Origin of the sequence: Ureaplasma canigenitalium ATCC 51252 (assembly GCF_000712165.1) — a bacterium.
GTDB lineage: Bacteria > Bacillota_I > Bacilli_A > Mycoplasmatales > Mycoplasmoidaceae > Ureaplasma > Ureaplasma canigenitalium.
In genome coordinates, this window is sequence record NZ_KL544010.1 from 1 (window position 1) to 26565 (window position 26565).

General features: G+C 31.5%; 18 protein-coding genes, 1 tRNA gene and 2 pseudogenes. 14 read left to right on the forward strand and 7 right to left on the reverse strand.

The window, feature by feature from the left end; all coding sequences use genetic code 4:
- Nucleotides 1–1026: hypothetical protein (locus T416_RS03540; protein ID WP_038079743.1), on the reverse strand; the 1026-nt coding region annotated here is incomplete at its 3' end.
- A gap of 311 nt (nt 1027–1337) precedes the next feature.
- Between T416_RS03540 and T416_RS0102070 the strand changes: the two genes are divergently transcribed.
- The 5 genes and pseudogenes from T416_RS0102070 (at nt 1338) to T416_RS0102090 (ending at nt 9645) form a co-directional block, all read left to right on the forward strand.
- A complete protein-coding gene (locus T416_RS0102070; protein WP_031489163.1) occupies nt 1338–1880 on the forward strand; it encodes a hypothetical protein in 543 nt (180 codons plus the stop codon).
- Nucleotides 1881–2303: 423 nt separating this feature from the next.
- Nucleotides 2304–3925, forward strand: a pseudogene (locus T416_RS03545) (type I restriction-modification system subunit M).
- Entirely contained in the window at nt 3918–5213 is a 1296-nt protein-coding gene (locus T416_RS03655) for a restriction endonuclease subunit S (protein ID WP_031489164.1), read from the forward strand. Before T416_RS03545 ends, T416_RS03655 begins: the two are co-directional and overlap by 8 nt.
- Before the next feature lie 47 nt (nt 5214–5260).
- Nucleotides 5261–6535, forward strand: coding sequence for a restriction endonuclease subunit S (locus T416_RS03660; protein WP_281169484.1), 1275 nt, complete (start codon nt 5261–5263; stop codon nt 6533–6535).
- 14 nt (nt 6536–6549) lie between these two features.
- Nucleotides 6550–9645 (forward strand): type I restriction endonuclease subunit R, encoded by a 3096-nt coding sequence (locus T416_RS0102090; RefSeq protein ID WP_031489166.1) that lies wholly within the window; start codon nt 6550–6552, stop codon nt 9643–9645.
- Between the two features lie 65 nt (nt 9646–9710).
- Here the strand turns inward: T416_RS0102090 and T416_RS0102095 are convergent, their stop codons facing one another.
- Nucleotides 9711–12656 (reverse strand): cation-translocating P-type ATPase, encoded by a 2946-nt coding sequence (locus T416_RS0102095; protein WP_169737237.1) that lies wholly within the window; start codon nt 12654–12656, stop codon nt 9711–9713.
- Between the two features lie 110 nt (nt 12657–12766).
- On the opposite strand from T416_RS0102095, the gene T416_RS04040 reads away from it, so the two are divergent.
- The 6 genes and pseudogenes from T416_RS04040 to T416_RS0102125 all read left to right on the forward strand — a co-directional run bounded on the left by T416_RS04040 (nt 12767) and on the right by T416_RS0102125 (nt 19023).
- A complete protein-coding gene (locus T416_RS04040; RefSeq protein ID WP_031489168.1) occupies nt 12767–13093 on the forward strand; it encodes a YneF family protein in 327 nt (108 codons plus the stop codon).
- A 29-nt stretch (nt 13094–13122) separates the two neighbouring features.
- Nucleotides 13123–13768: pseudogene (yihA, locus tag T416_RS0102105) on the forward strand (ribosome biogenesis GTP-binding protein YihA/YsxC).
- Nucleotides 13728–16313, forward strand: coding sequence for a valine--tRNA ligase (locus tag T416_RS0102110; RefSeq protein ID WP_031489170.1), 2586 nt, complete (start codon nt 13728–13730; stop codon nt 16311–16313). The pseudogene yihA and the gene T416_RS0102110 overlap by 41 nt, the downstream one beginning before the upstream one ends.
- 3 nt (nt 16314–16316) lie before the next feature.
- On the forward strand, nt 16317–16835 hold the full coding sequence (locus tag T416_RS0102115; RefSeq protein WP_031489171.1) for a tRNA (cytidine(34)-2'-O)-methyltransferase: 519 nt from the start codon (nt 16317–16319) through the stop codon (nt 16833–16835).
- On the forward strand, nt 16835–17503 hold the full coding sequence (trmB, locus tag T416_RS0102120; RefSeq protein ID WP_031489172.1) for a tRNA (guanosine(46)-N7)-methyltransferase TrmB: 669 nt from the start codon (nt 16835–16837) through the stop codon (nt 17501–17503). Before T416_RS0102115 ends, trmB begins: the two co-directional genes overlap by 1 nt.
- A gap of 50 nt (nt 17504–17553) precedes the next feature.
- A complete protein-coding gene (locus tag T416_RS0102125; protein ID WP_031489173.1) occupies nt 17554–19023 on the forward strand; it encodes a methyltransferase in 1470 nt (489 codons plus the stop codon).
- Here the strand turns inward: T416_RS0102125 and T416_RS0102130 are convergent.
- On the reverse strand, nt 19020–19718 hold the full coding sequence (locus T416_RS0102130; RefSeq protein WP_031489174.1) for a GIY-YIG nuclease family protein: 699 nt from the start codon (nt 19716–19718) through the stop codon (nt 19020–19022). The genes T416_RS0102125 and T416_RS0102130 overlap by 4 nt on opposite strands.
- 141 nt (nt 19719–19859) lie before the next feature.
- Between T416_RS0102130 and T416_RS0102135 the strand changes: the two genes are divergently transcribed.
- Nucleotides 19860–19936: transfer RNA gene (locus T416_RS0102135), tRNA-His, on the forward strand.
- Nucleotides 19937–20023: 87 nt separating this feature from the next.
- Here T416_RS0102135 and T416_RS0102140 read toward each other — a convergent pair.
- Both T416_RS0102140 and T416_RS03760 read right to left on the reverse strand, forming a co-directional pair.
- Complete coding sequence (locus T416_RS0102140; protein ID WP_031489175.1) at nt 20024–21316, reverse strand: ATP-binding protein; 1293 nt, start codon at nt 21314–21316, stop codon at nt 20024–20026.
- 427 nt (nt 21317–21743) lie between these two features.
- Nucleotides 21744–23837: an HsdM family class I SAM-dependent methyltransferase gene (locus T416_RS03760; RefSeq protein ID WP_084277157.1), complete on the reverse strand. Its 2094-nt coding sequence runs from the start codon at nt 23835–23837 to the stop codon at nt 21744–21746.
- Nucleotides 23838–24100: 263 nt separating this feature from the next.
- On the opposite strand from T416_RS03760, the gene T416_RS0102155 reads away from it, so the two are divergent.
- Nucleotides 24101–24721, forward strand: a complete 621-nt coding sequence (locus T416_RS0102155; protein WP_051675931.1) for a hypothetical protein — start codon at nt 24101–24103, stop codon at nt 24719–24721.
- Here T416_RS0102155 and T416_RS03665 read toward each other — a convergent pair.
- Together T416_RS03665 and T416_RS03670 are read right to left on the reverse strand one after the other, a co-directional pair.
- Nucleotides 24718–25200 carry a hypothetical protein gene (locus T416_RS03665; protein WP_051675933.1) on the reverse strand — a complete coding sequence of 161 codons (483 nt, stop codon included), beginning with the start codon at nt 25198–25200 and terminating at the stop codon, nt 24718–24720. The genes T416_RS0102155 and T416_RS03665 overlap by 4 nt on opposite strands.
- 1 nt (nt 25201) lies before the next feature.
- Nucleotides 25202–25795 carry a YigZ family protein gene (locus tag T416_RS03670; RefSeq protein WP_051675935.1) on the reverse strand — a complete coding sequence of 198 codons (594 nt, stop codon included), beginning with the start codon at nt 25793–25795 and terminating at the stop codon, nt 25202–25204.
- 62 nt (nt 25796–25857) lie between these two features.
- On the opposite strand from T416_RS03670, the gene T416_RS0102175 reads away from it, so the two are divergent.
- Nucleotides 25858–26541, forward strand: coding sequence for a hypothetical protein (locus T416_RS0102175; RefSeq protein ID WP_031489180.1), 684 nt, complete (start codon nt 25858–25860; stop codon nt 26539–26541).
- The last annotated feature ends 24 nt before the right edge of the window (nt 26542–26565 follow it).

Consider the following 26565-nt stretch of genomic DNA (forward strand, 5'->3'; position numbering starts at 1 on the left):
AAGTACTTCGTTAATTTGTTCATCAGTAATGTTGTCCCGTGGACCCTTGATGGTTGGGTTTAGGTATCCACCATCGGGATCGTAAGCATGAGGGAAGTGTTCATTGTTAGCATGGGAATTTTGACTTCTTACAATAATTCCTTCAGCTTTTAAATCAATCGTCTTAATCTTGTTTAAGATGTTTTTCTCCGGATCAATTTTATAGATGGTGACAGCAATTAAATCAAACCAACGTTCGTTCGCAATATAAGAACCGTATTTGTTATGAAGGTACCATTTAACAAGAGCACCACCGTTCGCATGAACGAGACCAGATATCTGGGTATCCTTGTACAGTTTTCGGTCAATCGTACTTTCGGCCTCGTATGTTCGTGTATCATTCCCGATTGGTCGTTGTTTTAGGGTAACGGTCACTCGGTAGTTCTTATTTAAGTTGGTAAACTCTCGTCCATTTTTATAGAGATAAATAGTAGTATTGTAAAACCCAGGACGAGAGCCGGATGCTGACTGACGACTTAGTTTAAAGTCTTTTCCGTAGTCAGTTACGATGTTAGTAGTAATCACATCAGAAGCGGTTATTTCCTCCGCTTCTCTACCCTTATCAAAGGTATTGAAGGTTGGTCGGTTTTCCTGTGGAGCTTGGATAGATTTACTATTTTCATCAGTATCTATTTGGTCATTAATACTAGGATCATCAACACATTCCAGTTTAACGACCTTATAGGTTACTCGGATTTTCATGGTATCAAAAGGAAAGTCGACACTTCCGTCTTCTTTGACCGTAGCTGGATCACTAGTGTAGGATGAAACATCACCAATCGAGTCTTTCTCCGCTTCCTCAACAAGGGAGATTTTAATCTGTTTCCCTTTGACTTTCATAGGGCTAGTAAATTTCATTCTTAGGAGTGAAACCGTCTTTCCGTTCATTCTTATCCGAATGATCGGTTTTTTAACTTTCCTAATGTAAAGAATTGTTTTACTTTCATCAGCATCGGTTGGTGGAGGAGCATCCTCTTCGGTTTCCACCGTAGGATCTTCAAGGTCAAGTTTACCGTTTAAATCTTCAGCATCAAGGTCTTTGTAGTCATCATCGACATCGGGAATCTGATTACTTGTTGATGAATCTAATTCCTTCTTGCTAGGTGGAACTGGAGTTTTGTCTTTTTCTACAATAATGGTTACAAGAACTAAACCATTAATTTTTTTAGTGATATAACATAATTAAAAGGAGCATAATAAGAAAAAAAAATAGCCGCTACCTTTGGTATCGGGATTATATCGTCAATGATTCCACTTTGGTTCTAATCTACAAGTAAGATTAAATTAAGAGTCTTTTTATGATCCAAAACGAAAAAATTAAAAAATTGCTACGATGTTCACTTGAGATAATTTTTATTAATATTGTTTTAGTCTTAATTCTTTCTCTTGCTCTAAAAGATATAAAAGTTAAAACAATTGATCCGAAATTTAGTCCCGACACACAATTTACACTAATATCTTATTGGGGATTCTTTCCACTTGGATACTACTATCTTGTTTTCTTTGCTTTCATTGCTATTTTATTACTATCCTTTATGATCAAGAACTATGTCACATATAAAGAACAGCATCAAATTTATTTTGTAATCACCATTTTATCCCTTCTTATTTTGATTTATCTTATCACGATTATTTCATATGTTGGTAGTCCTATTTATGTTTATCAAACACCGCTGTATGTAAGACATTCAGTTGGAAAAATCTTTATTACTCTTCTTTCAATAACCCCAGTTGTATTTACGATGATTGTTTATTGTATTGTAAGTAGTATATTAAAGAAGCATAATAGTAAAAAGCGAAATCCTGTTCATCATCAAGGTTCCTTTTTGACATTGAAATAAAATAGTAGATTCCTTTTATTAATAACAGTCTAGGATGAGAAACATTTTTCTCATCCTTTTTAGTTTTTGAATCCTTTCAGTGAATCAAACTTAAAGTAAATGCTATGTTTACCTAGAAAGATTTTTTAGCTTGATTTGAAGTTATTCTCATCCTAGACAAGAGATAGGTAAGGTCTCCAGGATGATTCTTTTTATCGTATGTCCTTTTTTAATGGTTAATAAATGCTTTAGAAGTAAGATTTTTTATCTCTTTGATAAAGATACTTCAATTATTTATGTATGAATAATTGATTGATATGGAAAGGTTTGATTTATGATAAAGAAAAGAATAAATATAATACGATTATATTAGTTAATGATAAAAAAACTAAGTATGATGCATTATCTAGGTTAAATAGTTTTATCTAATAAGAAGGAGTAAGGATGGAAAAGGAAACTATAAAGGAAAATAAAAAGGAAGAAGAGCGAGCAAAACTTCACAACCAAATTTGAAAAATCGCTGATACCCTACGTGGCGCTGTCGATGGATGAGATTTTAAACAGTATGTCCTTGTTACACTGTTTTATCGTTTTATTTCAGAAAATATTACCGAGTATATCAATAACCAAGAACACGAGGCTGGAAATACTGATTTTGATTACAAAGATATCGAAGACAGTCGTGTGTTAGATTCGGATTTTGTCAATTCGATTATTGATGAAAAAGGTTTTTTCATCAAACCGTCTTCATTATTCGTTAATGTAGTTAAGAATGGTGAAACAAATGAGAACCTAAATGAAACACTTGATAAAGTTTTCCGTGAAATTGAAGCATCTGCGATTGGTTCTCCTTCGGAAGAGGATTTCCGTGGACTTTTTAGTGATCTTGACACCAATAATAATCGTCTTGGAGCGACTGTTAACGAGCGAAATAAGAAATTACTTAACATTCTTACCCATATCGCAGATTTAAAACTTGGAAGCTATAAGGATAATACGATTGATGTCTTTGGTGATGCATACGAATACCTAATGGCTATGTATGCCTCAAGAGCTGGGAAATCAGGTGGTGAGTTTTTTACCCCACAAGAGGTCTCTGAACTACTTGCAAGACTTACCTTAATTGACTTTAATGATCCCAATAAAGGAGATAAGAAGAAAATTAATAAGGTGTACGATCCGTGCTGCGGTTCTGGTTCTTTACTTCTTAAGTATGCGAAAATCCTTGGTAAAGATAATGTTGAGGAATCCTTTAGTGGACAGGAAATTAACTTGACAACATATAACCTTGCACGGATTAATATGTTCCTTCATGACATTAATTATTCGAAGTTTAATATTCGTCTTGGTAACACCTTATTAAATCCGTTACATATGAATGAAAAACCATTTGACGCCATCGTTTCGAACCCCCCTACAGCATTAAATGGGATGGTGATACCAATCCGTTGCTTGCGAATGATGAGCGTTTTGCTGTCGCACCGCTTGCTCCTAAATCATATGCCGACTTTGCTTTCGTTCTTCATATGGTTAACCATCTTTCGTCTTCTGGAACAGCTGCTATTGTTTCCTTCCCTGGAACTCTTTACCGGGTTAATAAGAGTGAGAAGTTAATCCGGAAATATCTTGTTGAAAACATCAATATACTTGACACCGTTATTCAACTTCCAACTAATCTTTTTTTTGGAACTGAGATTTCGACATGTATTATTGTTCTAAGAAAAAACAAAAAGGATACCGGTGTCTTTTTTATTAATGCTCAAGATGAGTTTGTCAAAGAAACAAAAACAAATAAACTGACTCAAAAAAATATCGATAAAATCGTCGATGCTGTACGAAACAAAAACGATGTAGATAATTTTAGTCATTATGTTTCCCTTGAGGAAATAAAAGCTAACGATTTTAATTTATCAGTTAATCTTTATGTTTCAAGCGATGATGAAAAAGAACACATTAATATTAATGATTTAAATAGCAAACTTAAAGAAGTTGCGAAGAATATCAATGACCTTCGAGTAAGGATTGACGAAATTGTTGAGATGCTTGAAGGTAGAGAAGATGAGTAGTATAGAACTTTTGAAAAAAGTTAAAAATTTAGTAAGTACAAAGTTTGATTATCAAAAATTCAAATTATATGAAATAGTTAATTTTGATAAAAAGTTTAAGGATTTTAAACATCAAAAAAAAGAAGATATTCTCTCTTATAAACATATATCCAAAAATGAATTAACTCAATATCCACTAACACCTGATGGTGATGTAAGACTACTCTCAACTGGTCAATTCGATGGGTATACAAACTTTAAAGAAGACGATACTAACATTAATTTTGGAGAAATTATCACCATTCCTTCAGGTGGTTCAGCCATTATTAAATATCACAAAGGATATTTTATTGATAGTTTAAATATCCTTATGTCTTCAAAAGACAACAATCAACTTAATTTAAAATTCCTTTATTATTACCTTCTTAATAGCATTAATTTTATTCAAAATTGTTTTCGTGGTTCATCAATTCAGCATCCAGATATGTCTCAAATTTGTGAAATGATGGTTAATGTTCCTCCTCTTTCCATCCAAAATGAAATAGTAGAAATTTTGGATAAATTTACGGAACTTGAAAAGGAACTTGAAAAGGAACTTGAAAAGGAACTTGAACTACGTGACAAACAGTATAGTTACTACTTAAACAAAATCCTTGATTTTGATAACAATACTGATCTTTTAGACCGGATTTTAAAGTATTTACCGGAAGAGGGAAACTACCCAAATCCAATTATTGATCAAAATATAAATATGTTTTTTGAATTTATAAAGATCAAGGATATTGATTATATAAAATGCATTACTGCCAAAAAGAAAATCTTAAAAAACAAATACTTAAAAAATGGTAATTTTCCGGTTGTAGACCAAGGTGCAAATTATATTTCAGGATATACTAATGAAATTTCAGGAAATTTTGAAGAAGCTAAATATATTATCTTTGGTGATCATACAGAAATTTTTAAATACATAGATTTTCCGTTTTTTCAAGGTGCTGATGGTATTAAAGTATTAAAAGCCGATGAAACGAAAATAAACCCAAAATTTCTTTATTATGCTTTGATGAATTTTTATCAAAAAACAGGGAAATATGCAAGACATTTTCAAAAATTAATGGAAACTGAAATCCCAGTTGCTTCCCTTTCCATCCAGAACAAAATTGTTACTATTCTCGACCAGCTTGAAACTTATTCAAAAGACATCATCACTGGTCTCCCGCTTGAGATTAATCTAAGAAAGAAACAATACGAATATTATCAAAATATATTGTTAGACTTTGATAAGAATTCAAGCGGGGGGGGGGGGAATTAAATAATGCCTATCTAGAACTCCTTAATAAATTAACTATCCAACTCTCGTTATCTAATAGAGAAGTTAGACTTTATAAAATTGGTGAACTTTGCGATATCACTCGAGGAAAAGTTTACTCAAAACCTTACATCAAAGAAAATCCAGGTATTTTCCCAGTCTACTCATCACAAACATTAAATGATGGGGTTCTTGGAAAGATTAGCACTTATGATTTTGATGGTGAATATGTTACCTGAACAACTGATGGTTATGCTGGAACTGTGTTTTATAGGAATGGCAAGTTTTCGGTTACCAATGTTTGCGGAATACTGAAGATTAAGGACACTTCAGTTTTAAATGTAAAGTATTTATCCTATGTTGCCAAAATCGTTTTTCCTAAACTTGTTAATAAATCAAGTATTAATTCTAAATTAATGAGCAATGTAGTTGAAAACATTAAAATCCCCGTTCCTTCCCTTTCTATCCAAAACAAAATAGTTACTATTCTCGACCAACTTGAAACTTATTCAAAAGACATCACCACTGGTCTCCCGCTTGAGATTAATCTAAGAAAGAAACAGTACGAATCTTATCAAAGTCTGTTGTTAGACTTTGATAAGAATTCAAGCGGGGGGGGGCTATTAAATAATAAATATCTAAGTCTTATTGATGATTTATTATTTAAATTATCTAAAGATGAAATAACAATAGAAAACGGTAAAAGTAATCATATAAAAAATAATTTTACAGTTCAAAAACTTTACCAACTTGTTTATTTTGATAGACGTTTTAAAGGAATTGATAAGAATAAGCAAAAAACTATCTTTCCTTTTAAACACATTAAAAATGAAAAATTGAAACAATATCCAATAGACACAAATGGAACAGTTCGTCTTCTTTCGAGTGGTCAATTTGATGGATATACAACATATATCGATAGTGATAAAAACATTAACTACGGAGAAGTTGTATCGATTCCAACCGGGGGAAGGGCTTATCTTAAGTACCATAAAGGTTACTTTATCGATAGCAATAATATTCTTATGACATTAATTGACCCTTCTACAATCAATCTTAAATTTCTTTATTACTACTTATTAAATAGGATTGATATTATTAGCGAGTGTTATCGTGGAGCAAGTGTAAAACACCCAGATATGTCTCTTGTCCTTGAACTTGACATCATAGTTCCACCGATCACAGTACAAAAGCAGATTGTTTCTATTTTAGACAAGTTTAATAACTTTGTTAATGACCTTAAAAATGGGTTACCTAAATTGATTGATTTTTCTAAGTTACAATATAGTTATTATTTAAATAAAATATTTGATTTCAAATGCTAATTGAAAGGATTAATATGAAAGAGAAAACACCACTCGCTTGGAATGATTATTCTACTGTTGTTGCGGAATTTAAAAGTGATAGTACATTTCGTAATAATCGTCATTTTGAAACAGAAAGAGAACTTGAACAAGCTTTAATTGATCAATTAATTAGTCAAGGATACGAGTATCTTAGCATTAACCATATTGATGATTTAAAGATTAATTTAAGAAAACAAATTGAACGTTTAAATAATTATCGATTTAGTGAAGCTGAATATGAAACTTTTCTCTCTTCATACTTATTAAATAAAAATCAGAACTTAGCTGATTATTCCTTTAAAATTCAGAAAGATTATGTCTATAACTTAACTTTGGATAATGGTACTACAAAGAATATTAAGATTCTTGATAAGCAAAATATTCATAATAATTACTTACAGATTATTAACCAATATCGCTCCGTTAATGATGATAGTAAAACATCACACCGGTATGATGTGACGATTCTTGTTAATGGTATTCCCCTTGTTCATATTGAGTTAAAAAGAAGAGGTGTACATCTAAAGGAAGCTTTTAATCAAATTACACGTTATCGTGAATCTTTTGATCATCTTTTTTCTTATGTGCAGATTTTTGTAATCTCAAACGGTACTTATACTAAATATTATTCAAATACGACTCGAAAAAATTCGCTTGTAGGTGGGGTAAGTTCTTCTAATAATGCTCCAAATAATTTTAAATTTACGATGTATTGGTCTGATACCAAGAATAATTTGATTTTTGATTTAATTGATTTCGCATCAACTTTTTTAGCACGTCATACCATTTTAAATGTGCTTATTAAGTATTGTGTTCTAACAACAGAAAATAAACTGCTTGTCCTTCGACCATACCAGATTGTCGCAACTGAAAAGATTATTAATAAGATTACGACATCTTTGAATACTGGTCTTCAAGGTACCCGTGATGCAGGTGGTTACATTTGACACACAACTGGGTCAGGTAAAACCTTGACTTCGTTTAAGACATCGACTCTGGCACAAGAAAACCCTGATGTTGATAAGGTGCTTTTTGTTGTTGACCGGAAGGATCTTGACCACCAAACGATGCAGGAGTATAACCGTTATTGTGAAGATAGTGTTTTAGGGAGCAGAAACCAAGAACAATTAAAGAAGAATCTAGAAAGCAATGATGCTAGCAAAAAGGTGATTGTAACAACCATTCAAAAGTTAAATAACTTTATTGAAAATAACCCTAATCATCCTGTATATAACAAAAATGTTGTGTTAATTTTTGATGAATGTCACCGTTCGCAATTCGGGGAATTCCATAAAAAAATTACCAAAAAAGCATTTAATAAATATTTGCTTTTTGGTTTCACCGGAACACCTATTTTTGATGAAAATAGTAATGCTTCTTTAACCCAACATCTTTACCGAACAACAAAGGATGTCTTCGGAGCTTGTCTTCATACTTATACGATTGATAAAGCAGTCCGGGATGAGAATGTCCTTCCATTCCGGATTGAGTATGTTAATACCATCAAGGTGAAAGAGGACATCAAGGATAAGGAAGTTGCAAATATTATTACACTTGAAATCCTGGAGAATGAACAAAGAATAAAGTCAAATGTTCAATTTATCCTAAAGGATTATGACCGATTGACAAAAGCAGGATGTCCGTCTAAGACAACGAACATAGATAATGGTGAAAAAGTGCGGAGTGACCTTAATGGGTTTAATAGTATCCTAGCTTGTTCTTCGATTAAAGCAGCGAAGCTCTATTACGATGAATTTCGAAAGCAAATGAAGGATAACCCAAGTGGTAAACAACTTAAGATTGGTTTAATTTATAGTTATTCACCAAACGAAGGTGTTGATGATTGCGATATTCTTGATGATGAAAATAACGAAGATACAAGTAATTTGAATAGTTCAGATCGTGCTTTTCTTCAAGGTGCGATTAATGACTACAACTCGATGTTTAACACTTCTTATTCAACCAATGGTGAAAATTTTAATGGTTATTATAAAGACTTTAGTCTACGACTAAAGAAACGTCAGCTTGATCTTGCAATTGTTGTTAATATGTTTTTGACCGGGTTTGACTCACCCACATTAAATACCCTTTGGTTAGACAAACGTCTTAATTATCACGGTTTATTGCAAGCGATGTCTCGAACAAACCGGATACTAAACGAAGTTAAGTCTAATGGAAATGTTGTTTGTTTTGCCACATCTGAGGAAATTGTTAATAATACTATTCAAATGTTTACCAACCCTGATAATCTTGATACAGCAATTATCGTTTTAAGAAACTTTAATGATTATTATAATGGCTACCATGACGAGTTTGGTCACTATGTTAAAGGGTATAAGGAACTTGTTGATGAGTTAAGACTTCGTTTCAATGATCACATTTATTATCATTGAAACGGGGAGAAGGATGAAAAAGCATTTGTCCAACTCTTTAGTGAGATTCTTCGATACCGTAACTTATTGTCACAGTTTATTGAGTTTGAGAACGACCAATACCTTCCTGACTCGAGGCTACAAGACTATAAGAGTACTTACCTTGAATTGCACCAGAAATATCGGGGAGCAAAACATCCTGGTCGCGAGAGTGTGATTGATGATGTTGTTTTTGAGCTTGAACTAATTAAGTCTGTCGACATTAATATAGACTATATTATTAATATCATGAAGGGACAAGTAGAGAAACAAGAAAATATTGATATCACTTTATTTATTCCAATGTATATTAATTCAAGTCCTTCTCTTCGATCAAAAAAGGATCTGATTGAGCGTTTTTTACACCAGGTTAACACTATGAAGGAAGAAGACGCTAGCTTGCTTTATGAGTACTGAAATAAATTCATACTTGAAGAAAAAACAAGTGAACTAAGTATGATTGTTAAGGAACTTGACCTAAGAGAAGAGGAGACCAAGAAGTTCGTTGAGAAACAGTTTATGTCAGGTACCTTTAATGAGTATGGGACTGATATTACTAAAGTGATTAAACCAGTTAGTCGTATAGCAAAAGATGGTGAGGAACGAAGTCCATGAGTAACGAAAAAAGAGAAAACGATTGATAAATTAAAAGATTACTTTGAGAAGTATTATAGTTAGTACTCAACTTTATAGAGAAAAAAGTATTTCCGCACCTTTTAAAAAGGAGTTAGGAAATACTTTTTTTATTTAATGTTTAACACTAAATGTTCTTTTAGGAGTTTCAATTTTAGTTTGTTATTAAGAAGGAGCGAGTTTAAAAAATCATGCTGAGAAATGTCTCTTTGATTTCTTTTCATCTTTTTTATTTTCTTTATTTCAGTTTGGTATTGAAGGTATGTTCATCCGTTATAAGTAAAAGTTTTTCTTTGTTTTAGATACTTATTAAGCTTAAGGAACTCAAAGAAGAAAACAGGGATGATAAAGAAAATGTAAGGAAGGACATTAAGTCAGTTATACTCCTTCATCGTATATGGTGACATATTAAAGATGCTATTAACAACAGGGGTATATGTGACAAAGGCAATGAGAAGAAGTGAGACAATGAAACTTATGTAAACAAAGCGACTTTCTTTTATTTTGTCGTAAATAATACTATGGTTTGTTCGAAGGGAAATAGCATTAAAAGATAGTGATAATCCCATAAACATAAAGGATAAGGTTGATCCTTCACGAGCATACTGTTCGATTAGTTCAATTTGTTCCTTGAGATGAATCGTTGGTGTTAATTTGTATGCTTCTTTTAGTAATGGTAAGGAGTTGAATAATTCACGCATTTTGTGGAAATCAAAAGCGAGTTGTGCACTTGATCCAAGGTAGAAGAGAAGAATTGATGTCATCCCGATGAAGAATCCGAGCAATAAAATTTTCAACCACATTCTTCAATCGACGATGTGAGCGTTTTTTGGTAGCGGCTTATTGCTCATTAGGTTTGAACTATTGAAGTTAAGACCGAGCGCAATCCCTGGTAATGTTTCTGAGATTACATTGATTCATAAAATTTGAAGACTTTGGTGTGGATTTATCCCAAGAATTAAAATTCCAAAAAAGAGTGAGATAAGACCAGCGAAGTTGGTTGTTAATAAAAGACAAATTACCCGTTTAATGCTGTCCATTACCTTTCGACCGATATCAACGGCATGGACAATGGTTGCGAAATTATCATTGGTAAGAATAAGGTCAGCCGCATTCTTGCTGACATCAGTTCCGGTTATCCCCATCGCACACCCAAGGTCAGCTTGTTTAAGTGCAGGAGCATCGTTTACTCCATCCCCGGTCATTGAGACAATTTTATTCTTATTTTGTCATGCTTTTACAATACGGATTTTGTCAAAAGGACTAACACGGGCATAAACCGCAAGATGTTCGATTTTTTCATTTAGCTCTTCGTCACTAAGTTTGTTCAATTCAACTCCGGTAATTGCTTCATCTTTGCTCTCAAGAATATTTAACTGACGACCGATGGCGACCGCAGTATTTAAGTGATCTCCGGTAATCATAACAGGTTTAATTCCCGCTTCCATAGCGACTCGGACAGCTTCGACAGCCTCTTCTCTTAATGGATCGATAATAGCGATGAGACCAAGGAAAGAAAGACTATCTTCTTTGATTGTTGATAGATTATTGATTTCATCTTTTGTTAAGTTTTTGTATGCAACCCCAAGGACACGATAAGCTTGATTACTATATGTGTGGTTAGCTTCGATGACATCGTTATTAAATCCGGAAATGACCCTTTGTTCTAAGGAATCAATAGCCCCTTTGGTAATCATAAGGTATTGGTCGTTTTTCTTAACTACAACACTCATTAACTTTCGTTCACTATCAAACGGAAGTTCAAGAAGACGCTGGTATTCAATATCTAAATCTCTCTTATCAATGTTATTTTTAAATAGTGCTTCGACGATTGATGTTTCCGTTGGATCACCTACAAAAACAAGATTGTTGTCTAAATTAATATTAATTCCAACATTAGTGTCTATTGACCCATAGGTTAGTAATTTAATTGCCCTAGTATCTGTAAGATCAGTTAGCATCCCATTTTGATAAACAGAAACAACGGTCATCTTATTTTGAGTAAGAGTTCCGGTTTTATCTGAACAAATAACATTTGCACCACCAAGTGTTTCAACAGCAGGTAGGTGTTTGATTAAAGCATGATGTTTTGCTAATTTCTTAGCGCCATAGCTAAGAATAATGGAAATAACAGCGACAAGACCTTCTGGAATAGCAGCAATAGAAAGACTAATTGCAATAATTAAAGCAGGATGTCAAGCCTGTCCCCAGTCACCGTTTCCGATAAGGAAGATATAAATGAAGAAAACAGCAATACAAAGCATAGCTGCAAAAGCACCAATAATCTTTGAAAGTTTTCCAATCTTCTTCTGAAGTGGAGTTTTTTCATTTTTTACATCATTAATACTTTTTTGAATCAAACCAACTTGGGTTTCGTTTCCGATGGCGGTCACAATCGCTCTTCCGGTACCATTAACAACAAGAGAACCGGAAAAAACTCGTTGAATTTGGTCGCCAAGGGGAAGGTTTAAATCGACTTCCTTCGTGTGATCCTTAATGACATTCGTACTCTCACCAGTTATGATTGATTCGTTAATTTCTAGATTACTACTATTAAAAAGTAGTGCATCAGCTGGGATTATGTCTCCAGCTTCAATGACGATTATGTCTCCGATGGTAACATCTTCACTATCTATGATGATTGTTTGTCCGTCTCTTATGACTCGAGCTTTTGGACTTGCGAGTTTCATAAGAGCTTCTGCTTCTTTTTCTGCTTTACACTCCTGGACAGCACCGAAGATGGTATTTGAGAAAAGAATGAACATAATTACCCCAAATTCAGCATATTGAACCGCAAGTTCAATAGTCTCCTCTGGTGGGTATGCAATGACTAACACAAGGGTAATAACACCAGCGATAATCAAAAGAAAAATCATTGGGTCAAGGAACTGTTTTAGGAATTTAACGAAACCAGACTCTCGCTTTTTTTCTTTGATTTTGTTCTTACCAAACCTAGTTTGGTTCAAAGAAACTTCATCAGACGACAGACCTTTTTCCTTGTCTGTCTTGTAGAGATGAAGACCTTTATTGTTTTCATTATTGTTTACGGTGTTCAAAATCAAACCTCATTAACTGATATAAGAATTTATTATAATTTATATAAAAATTTTTTTAAAATCTTGTTATTTTTTTCATTTATAATTAAATAATATTAAGGAAGTTTATTATGTCATTTTTATCATTTTCACAAGTAACATCTTTTCTCTATGCAGCCGCTGAGGATATCGAGAAAATTAAACAGGAAGCCATCGCTGATGCTGAAAACACCTTTCAACCTACCATCATTGGTCTTGCTGTTGGAATTGTTTTATTCTTAATCGCTGGGCTTGTGATTGGTTATTTTGTTGCTGTCAAACTTTTTAAATCGCAATTGAAAAAGAATCCTCCTATTTCAAAGGATACGATAAGAATGATTTACAACCAAGTTGGTCGTAAACCAACTGAGGCGCAGGTTAATGAAATTTACCACCGGGCAACGAAGGGGACCAAATAAAAACGCTTGACGGCGTTTTTTCTTTAATTATGGCGAAATTTCTTAAATCAGCATCGAATGAAACTCATTTTTATACCGATAGGACACCAGAGATTTGTTTTATTGGACGGAGTAATGTTGGTAAGTCTTCCTTGATCAATGCTCTCGCTGCTTCAAATATTGCAAAGACATCTAACACTCCTGGTCGAACACAATTAATCAACTTTTTTCAATTTGACCACTTTCGACTAGTTGATCTCCCTGGATACGGGTTTGCGAAAGTTAACAAACAAAAGAAGGATGAACTAACAAGAATCATCGAAACATACCTGACCAAGAGTCCTAATTTGATTGCGGTTTTTCAACTCGTTGACATTAATGTAATCACCGATATTGACCAGGAGATGAGTCGTTTTTTTCAACACCAGAACTACCTTCATTATGTCATCTTAAATAAGATTGATAAAACTAATAAATCTTATTTTGATAATAATAAAATAAAGATTGCAAAGGCACTTAATGTCTCACTTGACCAGTTAATTTATTGCTCAACAAAAACTAAGGTCAATATTGATTTAATTAAGAAAGTAATGAAGAAAGTTGCCCTTGATTGACGGGTGAAAGAAGAGAAAAAAGAAGAAGGAGAAGGAAAACAATGGAGAAGAAATACAACCACAAACAGATGAGTTTAAATAAGGTGGATCTTTGAACTAACCTAAAACTTTTTAGTCCAGATATTGATAGTGATAAACCACCCTTTGTCATTACTCTTCCCCCACCGAATGTGACAGGTCACCTTCATATTGGTCATGCATATGGTTTTAGTCTTCCTGACCTTCTTGTTCGTTATAAGAAACTTAAGGGGTATGATGCTTTTATTATTCCTGGAAGCGATCATGCTGGGATAGCGACTCAAACTAAGTTTGAAAAGGTGCTAAAGGAAACAAAGAACCTAAGAAAAGATGATTTACCGAAGGAAGAGTTCCTTCGTCTTCTTTCGAATTGAAAGAACGAACAAGAAGAGTATATTAAGAAACAATTTAAAGGTATTGGTCTTGCTTTTGATTACCACCACTACCTTTTTACACTTGATCAGTATGTAAGAGATCAAGTGAAAAAGATTTTTGTCAAAATGTACGATGATGGTCTTATTTACCGTGCACTTAAACTTGTTAACTGGGACATTAAACTTAAGACAGCAATTTCAAATATTGAAGTCATCCACAAGGATGTTAATCAAAAACTTTACCATATTAAATACTTTACCGAAGATCAAAAAAACTTCGTTATAGTCGCAACAACAAGACCTGAAACAATGTTTGGAGATCGATATCTTGTTGTAAATCCAACTGATCAGCGTTATCAAAACATCCACGATAAAATCTTTATCAACCCAGTTAATGGGGAAAGAATGAAGGTCATCCTTGATGACTACATTGACATTACTTTTGGTACAGGAGTAATGAAATGCACTCCAGCGCACGATTTTAATGATGATTTACTCGCGAAGAAGCACCATCTTGAATACATCAACATTATGAATGAAGACGGTACTCTTAATGAATATGCTGGTAAGTACAAAGGTCTTGATCGATTAGTTGCACGGAAAAATATTGTTGAAGAACTTGAAGCAAATGGCTATATTGTTAAGATTGAAGAGACTGTATCACCGGTTGGGTTTAGTGAACGAACTGATGAAGTTGTTGAACCGTATCTTTCAACTCAATGATTCATTAAGATGGATAATTTAAAGAAAGAAACAATCAATATCCAAAAGAACGAAAAAAAGAAAGCGAATTTTTATCCCAACCGTTTCGATACTCAACTTCTTAACTTCCTTGAGAATACTGACGATTGATGTATTTCACGACAACTTGTGTGAGGACACGAAATTCCAGCTTGACATCATAAGGTAACGAAAGAAGTTTATGTTGGTGTAAATCCACCAGCTGACATCGAAAATTACATTAAAGATGAGAGTGTTCTTGACACTTGATTCTCAAGTGGGATTTGACCGTTATTTTGTAGTAAATATATGAAGGATGATAAGTTCTTTCATCGTTACTTTCCGAACCAATGTATGGTGACTGGTTCTGATATTCTTTTCTTCTGAGTTAGTCGAATGCTTAACTTTAGTGTTTATTTGACAGGACAAAAACCATTTAATGATATTTTAATTCACGGTTTAATTCGTGACTCAATTGGTCGAAAAATGTCAAAATCATTAAACAATGGAGTCGACCCATTTGACATCATTGAACAACACGGTCTTGACTCAATGCGTTGATTCTTTTACTCATCATCAACGATTGGAGAAGACCTTAATTACAATGAAGAAAAAATTAGAAGTGCTTCTAATTTTATGAACAAGTTCTACAACATAGCACTTTTTGTAAACGAGAATACGAGTAATGAAGATCAATTTCAGTTTGATCAGATTAAGCACCCAATTAATGCTTATATCCTTAATCGTTTCCAGAGTATTTACGAGACCATTTCATACAATCTTGATAAGTACAACATTAATGTTGCGACTAAAATTTTCTATGATTTTGTTTATGATGATTTTGCCTCATTCTACCTTGAACTAACGAAGATACTTAACCTTGATGATCAATATCAAAAGGAAACGAGAGCTACTCTCAGATTTGTTTTCCTTCAAATGTTGATTCTTTTCCATCCCTTCTGTCCGATGATTACAGAAGAACTTTATTTGAATATTTTTAAGATAAAGGATTCGATTCTTCTTCACTCATATCCATCTTATCAAACTCTTCCTGTTTCAAGTTTTCCGCTTGACTTGAAGGAACTTATTACTAAGATTCGAGTTCTACGAAAAGAACAGGATATTAGTAATAAAGTACAACTTATTTTTAGTTTTAAAGATGATGAAATAATGAACGATAACATCCTTTCGCTTTATAATCAACTACTGAAAATAGTGAATGCGGTCTTAACAACTGAACCGATCAAGAATAGCAATCTGGAACTAATTTTTAAAGGGATTAAACTTAAGACATTTTACGAAAAAAACATTAATATCGACGAGTTAAAACAAAGGTTAGTTGACCGTCTTAAAGTTGTTGAAGCCGAAATTGAAAGAGCGAATGCTCTTCTTCTTAATCAAAATTTTATTAATAAAGCAAAAGACTTCTTAATTAAAAAAGAGAAGGATAAATTGTCTTCTTATGAAAAGGAGAGGGAAACTCTTCTCTCATCTATTAAGGAATACGAAAAATAAAATATGATTCACGTTGTCCTTTTTCAACCAGAAATTGTCCTTAATGTAGGCAACATTTCCCGGATTACTATCGGATTTAATTGTAAACTGCACCTTATTCGTCCTTACGGATTTATTTTTGATAAAGACCGTTTTGACAAGGATTTCATAAGAAGTTCTGCGAACCATTTTGATGTTAATAGTATTTTTCAATATAACGATTTTGATGAATTTATAATGAAAAATAATATTAGTCCTTGTCAACTTTACTTGTATACTCGATACGGATCAAGAACACCAGCTGATTTTCAATATCCAGATTATAAAGACAATGATATTTACCTTGTTTTTGGGAAAGAATCAACAGGTATTGACCACGATATTTTAAGACTCTATCAAGACCGATGAGTACGAGTTCCAATGTCTTTTAACCTACGGAGCATGAATATTGGAAACACGGTTGCAATTGCTGTATATGAAGTTCTTCGTCAACATCGATTCAATGACCTTCTAAAGTTTGAACCACATAAGGATTTTGATTAATGAGATTAAGAAACAATAAAAATGCGAAACCGGTGCTTGAAAAAGCGGATCGTTATGTTATCAATGATTTATCATTACTCCACAATTTAAATTGTTTATTTAATAATCAAAATAAAGTTTTGGAAATTGAGATTGGAATGGGAAAAGGTGATTTTATCATTCAAAAAGCAACGATTAATCCAAATATCAATTACATCGGAATTGAAAAATTTCCAACCGTAATGTTGATTGCATATAAAAAGTTACTAAAACAAAATCTCAACAACATTCTTCTTCTTTCCCTTGATGCAGAACAACTACCACTTTACTTCTCCCCTTCATCAATTGACAAAATTTATTTAAATTTTAGTGATCCATGACCTAAGAAGAGACACACGAAAAAACGTCTTACTAATCCAAGGTTTTTAGAAGTTTATCATTCTTTACTAAAAGAGAATGGTCTAATTGAATTTAAGACTGATAACGATAGTTTGTTTGAATATACAATTAATGATGTTTTAACGGAGGATAAGGAAACTTATCACATTCATTATTTAACCTATGATCTTTATAAGGATATTAATAATCCGAATTTAATTAACAATGTTCAAACCGAATATGAGAAGAAATTTGTAGCACAAAATGTCGCGATTAAAAAAGTAGTTTTTAGTTTTACAAAAAGTTTTTAATGATGATTAGGTTCAGTAAATAGTTATAATATGTCATATTAGTGTCATATATGAATTATTCAGTTGTTATTAAAAATTTAAGAAAAAAACTTTTTCTTTCACAAAAGGATATTGCTAATATCCTTGGTGTTAAGTATGAAACAATTAATCGATGAGAAAACCATAAATTTTCCCCTACCATCAAACTTAAAAAGAAAATTAATGATTTTTTATTCAGTAAAAATTTAATTATTGACGATACGAATGAAATAAAGGTTAATAAAAATATTCAAATCAACAAGGACAACTATGAGAGTAACTATGAGTGTAACTATGACTATATTGCAAATAAAAGTTTGAACGAAATTTTTTCTTTTTATAACGACTTAAATAAGGAAACTTATCATTTTAAATCAACCGATGATATTTCAACACCAATGTTATGTGTAAAAAAGATGATAGATTATGTTCCGAGTGAACTCTGGGAAAGAAAAAATCATAAAATACTTGATCCTTGCTGTGGTAATGGCAATTTCGGCGCATACTGTTTGACTAAAACAAATAACGATCATATTTTTTACAATGAACTAAATGAAGTTAGATTTAAAAACTGCAAAAAACTATTGAATCCTAAAAATATTAATTGTGGTGATTTTTTTAATTTACCAAAAAATTTTAATTTGCAATACGACCTTATTATGGCCAATCCTCCATACTCTGGAGGAGGAAATAAAAACCAAAGCTTGTCTAATAAATTTATTTTTCATTCGATTGACTTATTAAAAAATGGCGGCTATCTTTGTTTTGTCACACCTAATAATTGAATGACATATAACAATAATAATGAGACATTACATAAACTTTTAAATAATGGTAGTTTTTTGGTTATTGACAACGATGTTAAGAAGTATTTCACTGGTGTTGGTTCTTCTTTTACAGTCTTTGTTTGACAAAAAGGTGTTTTTGATAACAAAACAAAAGTTATTAATAATTACTTAATTAAAGATATACAGGAAAATGTGTCAATTTCTAAAGAACTAAAATTTATTCCTCTTTACATTAGCCAAACTATTTTAGACATTATTCTTAAAATGATTACTGATAAAGTTAATAAATTTACTTATCGTTGTGATTTACACAACTTTACTCGTAAGGATTTACTTAGTGATATCAAAGATAATGAATTTCAATATGAGACCATTCATACTGCGAAAAAAACAAGATACTCGAAGATTAAACAAGATATTTTTGACCAGTGGTTAATTATTGTTCCGTTGTCAACTTATTATATTCCTTACATTAAAACGAAGGTAAATACTACTCAATCAGTTGGTTATTTTGCTTTTAACAAAAAGAATGAAGCTGTAAATTTTCTTGAAATTATTATCCAACCAGTTTACAAATTAATTGTTCATCTTACTAGATATGGAAACTTTAATAACATAATGGTAATGAAGCACCTTAGATACGGAGAAAATGTTAAGTTGAAAATGAAAGAAAAAAAGGAAATTGAAAAACTAACATCATTAATTAAGTATTAATTCTTTGATGTAGCATTAGCTTGAATGTTAGCAAGCGGTCTTTTTTTAAATTGTTCTATAAATTTATTCACCATTATATCTTCTACAGCGAGTGATTTAGGTGATGCGAAAGGTGTTGATGTTTCATTACATCATGTAAGGATATATGGTTCATCACTGCAATCGAAAATATAAAGATGGAATGTTAATCTAGTAGTTACCATAGATTGTAGCATCTTAATATTAGTTGTCGATGCTGTTCGTCAGTTGTTAACAACTCCGCAATTGTACGAATTTAATCGAAGTTTAAATGTGGTTCTTGTTTGACCGAATTTGACAATGTAATCAGTGTCATCAATAAATGCTGTAATAATATATGCAACTCCTAATGATTCTTCAAAAATTTTGATTGCGTTCTGATTGACAAAATTAGTTGCAATAATCTTTTCATTATCACGTTTTTCATCCATAATCATTAACGGTTTGGCCTTTAAATCGCAAATATATTTAAAGTCCATTTTACCTTCGAAAGAAAACTCGAGAAGGGTAGGTTGTTCAAGTATTTCTTCAATCGTAAAAGGACGATCGTTTTTATTGACTAGACTAAAAACACTATTTAAAGCTTGAACATATTCCTTGCCCATTTTTGAGATGTAGATATTATCAGTGAAGTCACATAATGCTTTTAAATGTTCTAGATTTTTCTTATTCTTCATTTTTATTTTTCTTTCAGTCTTATCAAAACTAGTTGTTATTTTATATATTAGTTGTAATTTTAAAAAAATTAGTTAACTAATGTTTTTACTTAAACAAATGCCCAACATTTGTTATAATAATATAAATATGTAAATAATCTGGCGGTTATGGTGAAGTTGGTTAACACGCCTGACTGTGACTCAGGTATTCGCGGGTTCAAGTCCCGTTAATCGCCCCATTTAATAAAGAGCAAATTAAAGACGGTCTATACCGTCTTTTTCTTTTCTAAATCAAGCTTAAAATAATCATTGATGTAATTTTTAGTTTAAAAGTCTATTAAACTAATATCGAGAAGAAATTCTTTGATTCCTAAGTAAAGAATACCGTTCTCATCATACCTTGGAATAATACTGTCCTTAACGATAACAATTTTTTTGAATGAATCGTTAATTTTTAATAATGAGTTAATTTCTTGTTCTCTCTTTTCGTTATTATCAATATTCAGTGCTGATTGAATATAATACTTTTTTTGTCCTTTATTAATAATGAAGTCCACTTCCAGTTGCACCTTTTTTCGTTGTTCGCCCTCTTTTCTTTCGTATTCAACAAGACCGACATCGACATTGTAGTCATACCTTTTTAGTTCGTTATAAATGATATTTTCCATAATGTGGTTAATTTCGATTTGTCTAAAATTAAGTCTTGCATTTCTAAGACCGATATCAGAAAAATAAAATTTACTTGGTGTATTAAAATATCTCCCACCCTTAACATCGTAACGGTGTGCTTGATAAAGAACATAAGCATCCTTAAAATAAGAAAGATAATTGCTTATGGTGTTTGATGCGATTTTGATTTTATTGGTTGAAAGAAAGCGATAGGCAAGTTTAGTTGGATTGGTTAATGAACCAATTGATGAAGCAATAAAGTTAATTAGGATGTCAAGTAGTATACCATTGCCTTGGATTTTATTTCTTTCGAGGATATCCTTTATATAAGTTTCAGCAAATAAGTCTTTAAGATAACGACCTTTTTCCTCATCTGTTTTAAGATTATAAATATATGGCATTCCACCATATATTGTATAGAAGTCAAATGCTTTATCTTTATCAGGAAAAAGTGATGTAATTTCCTTGAAACAAAGGGGAAGAATATGGATTTCATCACCACGGTCTCTAAACTGGGTTAAGATGTCAAAAGATAGCATTCGTGAATTACTACCAGTTACATAAATATCTAGATTTTCGTTTTTCATTAAACCGAGCAAAACATCAACGAAAGTGATTTGCTCTCCTTTGTCGGTATATGGATTCTTAATACTATCTGCTAATTGGATTTCGTCAATTAAAATGTAATATTGCTTTGTTTTATCGTTGCATTTATTTTTGATGTACTCGTTCAGTTTAAAAGGATTTCGGTATTCAATATTATCGATTTCATCGAGAGAAATACTAATTATCTGTTCATTTTTTATTCCAGATGAAATTAGGTAATCCTTAAATAGGTTAAAAAGTAGATACGACTTACCACATCGTCTTATTCCGGTGATGATTTTTATTCGTTTATTCCCCATTTTACTAATGATTTTATTTAAATAAAAGTCTCGTTTAATTACCATACTTCATCCCATGTTAAATTTAGGTGGAAATCCAACCTTTTATTAAATGATTTTACCATACAACAAAACGATTGAAAATGTTCTTGTTTATGAAAAGAAAGAAGAACACTGCAAAAAATTTTTTCTTTTGATGAAGAAATAACTCACAAAGGTGAGGGAAGAAATGAAGATAGATACCGAGCAATCACTTCGTTATTTACAACAAATAGTGCATTGACTTCGACTTGAAAAATCTTCATTAGATTATAAAGTTAATTAAGAAATGGAATGTCGACTAAATTGGGTAATAATGGTTTACTTTTTCCGCCATCTTTATTTTCATATACCATATGTTATCAACTTAATTTATACCTTAATGCACTTAATTTTTAGTTTATAAATAGCGATTTTAATTAGTAGTATATGATATTAAAGAATATAATTATGCTTAATGCTTAACCATAATATTCTTTATATATTGCTCCATAAATTTATAATCTGGATTCCCATTATTATCAGTAGGTAAACGCACGAATTCATTTTCAAAATTTCATACATTTCCGTGGCCATATTTTTTATATCATTCAACACTACAGCACTTAGCAATAAACAATCCAGTATATATATTCATTTTAAAGTTAATTGGTTCAAGCACTCTAATTGTGTTAGAAGCACAAAAATCATAGCTTTTAGGATAAGTAATACCAGAACCACCGTCACCTTGAGTCACGACAGCTAATAAAACATTGTCTTCGTCACATTTAAAAACTTTATTTGGGTGAGATTTAAATCCAGCAATTCCCTCGTTGATCTTTTTAGCTGAAACAAAAATGGTTCCGCTTCCGTCATTGATGCTATTTTTTTCTTTACCAGAAGAAAGATTCTTAAATATTTTTCTTATCTCAAAACTTTTTCAGTTACTATTATCAAGACCTTCTACATCGTTATTAATTTTATATTTAATTTCATCCTTAATACCGTTAAGCAAAAGGGAAGAACAGTAACTTCTAACTTCTTGTGTAAAGGTTATTTTTCCGTTTTTCTTTTCGAAGAAAAACAAATCAGAATCAGTGATTTTGACATTATTAAAATTGTCAAATTTAAATTCAACATTGTTAGTTTTAATACGTCCGTGTTGTCCCCTTCTTAGTTCATAACCGTCATTTTCAAAATTATATGATTTAATATAATCTTCATTGTTATGTGGGGAATGTGCCTCGAAAACAACAATGCCAGTCCAAACAGCGGCAGATGGAAGAAACACCTGTCGATTTAATTTAACGATTGACCTAATTTTATGTTTATTTAAAATTTGATGATTTTTTAATTCGCTAATTACGGTTAGGGGAATGATAGAAGCAACCAACCCTCCTTTTTGACAATTATCTAAAGCGGCTTCGACATAATCTAATTCAGGAGTTGACTGTGAAAATGGTGGGTTCATTAGCACTTTATTATAAGTAGAGTTGATTAAAGGTAGCTTAGAAAAACAGCTATCTTTGTATATTTGCGATGAACCATCACCGTGAAGTAACATGTTAATGCAAGCTAAAGTTGAATTAAAAGAATCGATTTCAATACCAATTATTTGTCTCTCTTTGATTCTTTTCTTCTTATCAAGATCATCAGTTTGGTTTATCATCTCAAACATTGCATTAGTTAGAAATGTTCCACTACCACATGTTGGATCTAGTACAGTGTCGTTATGGTTTAAATTTATTAATTTAATCATAACTTCAGCAATATGATCAGGGGTAAAGACTTCCCCCTTTTCTTGGCTATCTGATGAATTTCATCTTCTAAAAACTTTTAGGAAAGCATTCATTGTGTCTTTCCCGCTGCGTTCACTAACATTAATAAAATTATAAGTATTAGAAATGATTTTAACGATTTCAACAAGATGTTTATTATCTGCTCTTTGCAGTGTATCGTCATCGAAAATTGATTTTAAAAAAGTCTTTTTTTCCTTCTTTGAAATTGGTTCGTCTTCAATAACTTTTTCTATTCCATCTTTAATAGAATTAAGTAGACTGGTGGTGCTACTATCGATATTAATTTCGTACTTATATTTAAAACAAAGCATAACTGCTCCTATAAAAGGAACGTTATATTGTTTGTTAATTCCACTATTTCTAAATCGGTTTGCTAATATTTTTGCATTTTTACTAACAACGTCAGGAAGTGTTATCTTATTTGGAAAATAAGTTTCTACATAGTAACTTGCATGCTTTATTTCTGTTTCGAGTTCTATTAATTTCCCTTTAACATAGCATTGAAAAACATTGCCATTATATTTAAAACCAATAAAGTTAGGATTTGCCTCCTGCTTCATATAGTCCTCTAACTGTCCGGTAAATTTTTTTCCCTCAGCTTTAGCATCAAGGATGAATGTAGTACCATCAAGAAAATAATATCCATCAGGTTTTTTAGACATTTTTTCCTTATTTTTATATATAAAAACAGTTCCATCAGTTTGATTGTTAAGTCCTATTTTATGAGTAAAATCCGATACAACTTCGTACTCATTTTTCATTTTTACCATTCCTACCTAATTCGACTTTTGTAATGATATTTTACCTATTTATGACAAACTTTAATTTTCTAATTAAAAACCGTTGTTAACCAAGATGAGAATTTAATTACTTTTTAAAAAAATTGCATACTTTTAAAAGTGGTGCATCGCCTTAAAATTTAGGTTTTATATCTTTTTATAAAATGAAATAACAGATTTAACTTTTTATTTTTAAAAAAAATTTAAGAAAAATAAATCCAAAGTTACCTTTTTTTAGTTACCATTAAATAACTATGATGAGAGAAAACATTAAGCTTTATTTTAAGACATTTCACAAGAGTCCTTCGACTAGTATTTTTAACTTAACTTTAAGTGGTGTGTTCATTGCTATTTTTATCATTGCTCGAGCAATTACAAAGTATTTTGACTTTTTAAATGGGTATAGTTGACAACTGCAGATGGCCGTTTTTTCACTTGCTTTAATCTTTATCCCGAATTTTTATTACAAACTAATGTTTTTCATCATTACCCCTTTTGTAGTGCTTATTTTTGGTTTTTCATCAGAGATTTTTTTCGGTTACATTCTGCCGCACTACGCTTTTTTCCCTTTGCTTTTTCTTGATCTTATTTTTTATGTTAGCCTTTTTAAAAGGGATTTTAGACAAAAAATTAAGATTATTATTATGGTAATAATGACCATTGCTTTATCTTTTTTCTCTTATATTGGTGTCCATTTAAGTTATAGTATCCAAGGAGTTTTATACTACAAAGTAGTCTGGTCTTTCTCACTTGCTTTTAATGCCCTTGTTAGCTATATATCTTTCATTCTTAATAGTGTTGTGATTGCATTTGTGCTTCCAGGATTATTTTTTCTTCGAAAAAAATATCTTTATTATTATCAACTTAATTACTAATTAAGAGTTGTTAAATCTATGTTTGATTGCCGGAATTGTTCTTTGTCCTTGAAGTATTTTTTTAATTCCCGATCGATGATTTTTGGGTTAAGATCAACGATTCTAAATTCAACCTGATTAAGGAAAAGAAGCAACTTAATGACTCTTTTTTCGTCAAGGATATACTCGTTATTTTGTGAATAATGAGAAAACAAAAAATAGCTATAATTTTTAATCATTTTGACTAGGTGCACATATACGATAATCACAATTAAAAGAAATGAAGCAATTAAGGAAAAAACGATGATGCTGACATACTTTGGTGTTCCAAGATGAATCCAAAGAAGACCATGATTCCCGGTATTCATAACACAAAGAGCAATAAGAAGAACAAGGATACAAGCGAAGGATAGAGCACAAATTTTTGTTACTCGGAAATAACGATATTTACTTCTACTTTCAATTAGGTTTACATATTTGTTGATATCACGATTCGTCATTTTAGTATCCGTAGTCTTTCAATCTAATTGTTATTTTATCATTATCGAAGTTAATTTGGTCTTTACTTCTTAATTCAATTCTTACACAATCGCTCTTATATTCCTTTTTAATAATGGTAAATTCGTTAATTTGATTAATCATTTTTTGGTAAAGTTTAGTGTCATTAATTTTGAAACTAATTTCATAGTGATACATTCTAGTTACTTGTTGTTTTTCAAGTGATTCAAGCACTTTAAATGAGACATCATAATAAGTTTTTGATAGAAGTTTTTTACCGAGTAGTGAAGTCCCAAAATACCTTATAACGATTATTAGGGTATTTACCATATCAAACTGCTTAATTGCTTTTAAAATAGGGATAACTGCACTATTCTTTGGTTCGTTATCGTCGCTCCCAGAGTAGCTTAAATCATTCTTGATAAGGATACAGTAACCATAACAAACATGGGTAGCATCATAATATTTTACTCGGTATTCTTTTATGATTTTTTTAACATCATCAACAGATTTTACACCGTGTACGAAAGAAAGGAATCGACTCTGATTAACACAGATTTTAGTGCTATTAAAATTCTTTGGAATATTACTCTTCATTTTGATTATTTTTTATAAATTCACATATAAATAGTTTAAGATATTTACAATTGGAGAATAGTATGAATAAACGATTTTATTTAGGATTAAAAAAAGACACTGTTGGAATTCAAGCAGCAGGTGCTATTTACCTTTTTGGTGCCTTACTAATTCTAGCTGGTTTAGTTCTATTTTTGATTACAGGAAGTTCCTTGCTTTATAAAAATTTGGTTAACAATTTCTTTCGCGATTTCTTAGTAAAGAATGGTTTGATTTCAAGCAACCAGGGTAATGATATAGTAAATGTTGTTTACATCTCACCTAAGGTTGAAGAAATATTAAATAGTTTCGTTATTACTCCTTTTAAAAATGAAGTTATTAATCCTTCAATTAAAAATATTTCTGGTCCGTTCCTTATTAATATTATTGGGATATGCCAAATGGTACTTGGTGGTATTTTATACACGATATCAAGTTTTGTTAATTTTATCCTATTAATTAGAATCAAGGGACGAATTAACATTGTTAATGAAGCAATCTATGAGAATGAACAAAACATGGGAATTAAACCAGATAAGGATAACTACTTGAAAGGTTCGTATATTGTCGGTGCTATCGTTATTCAATCGCTCTTCCATATTTTCTTTATCTCAACCGCACTAATCGTTGTCATTTTAATTTCCCTATGAATGAATAACTTAAAGAAGCACGGAAAATTACTTGAAGCGGATGTTATTAAACAAAGACAAAAAAATTCCTATCAATAGTTATAATATAGAAAAAGGGAGAAC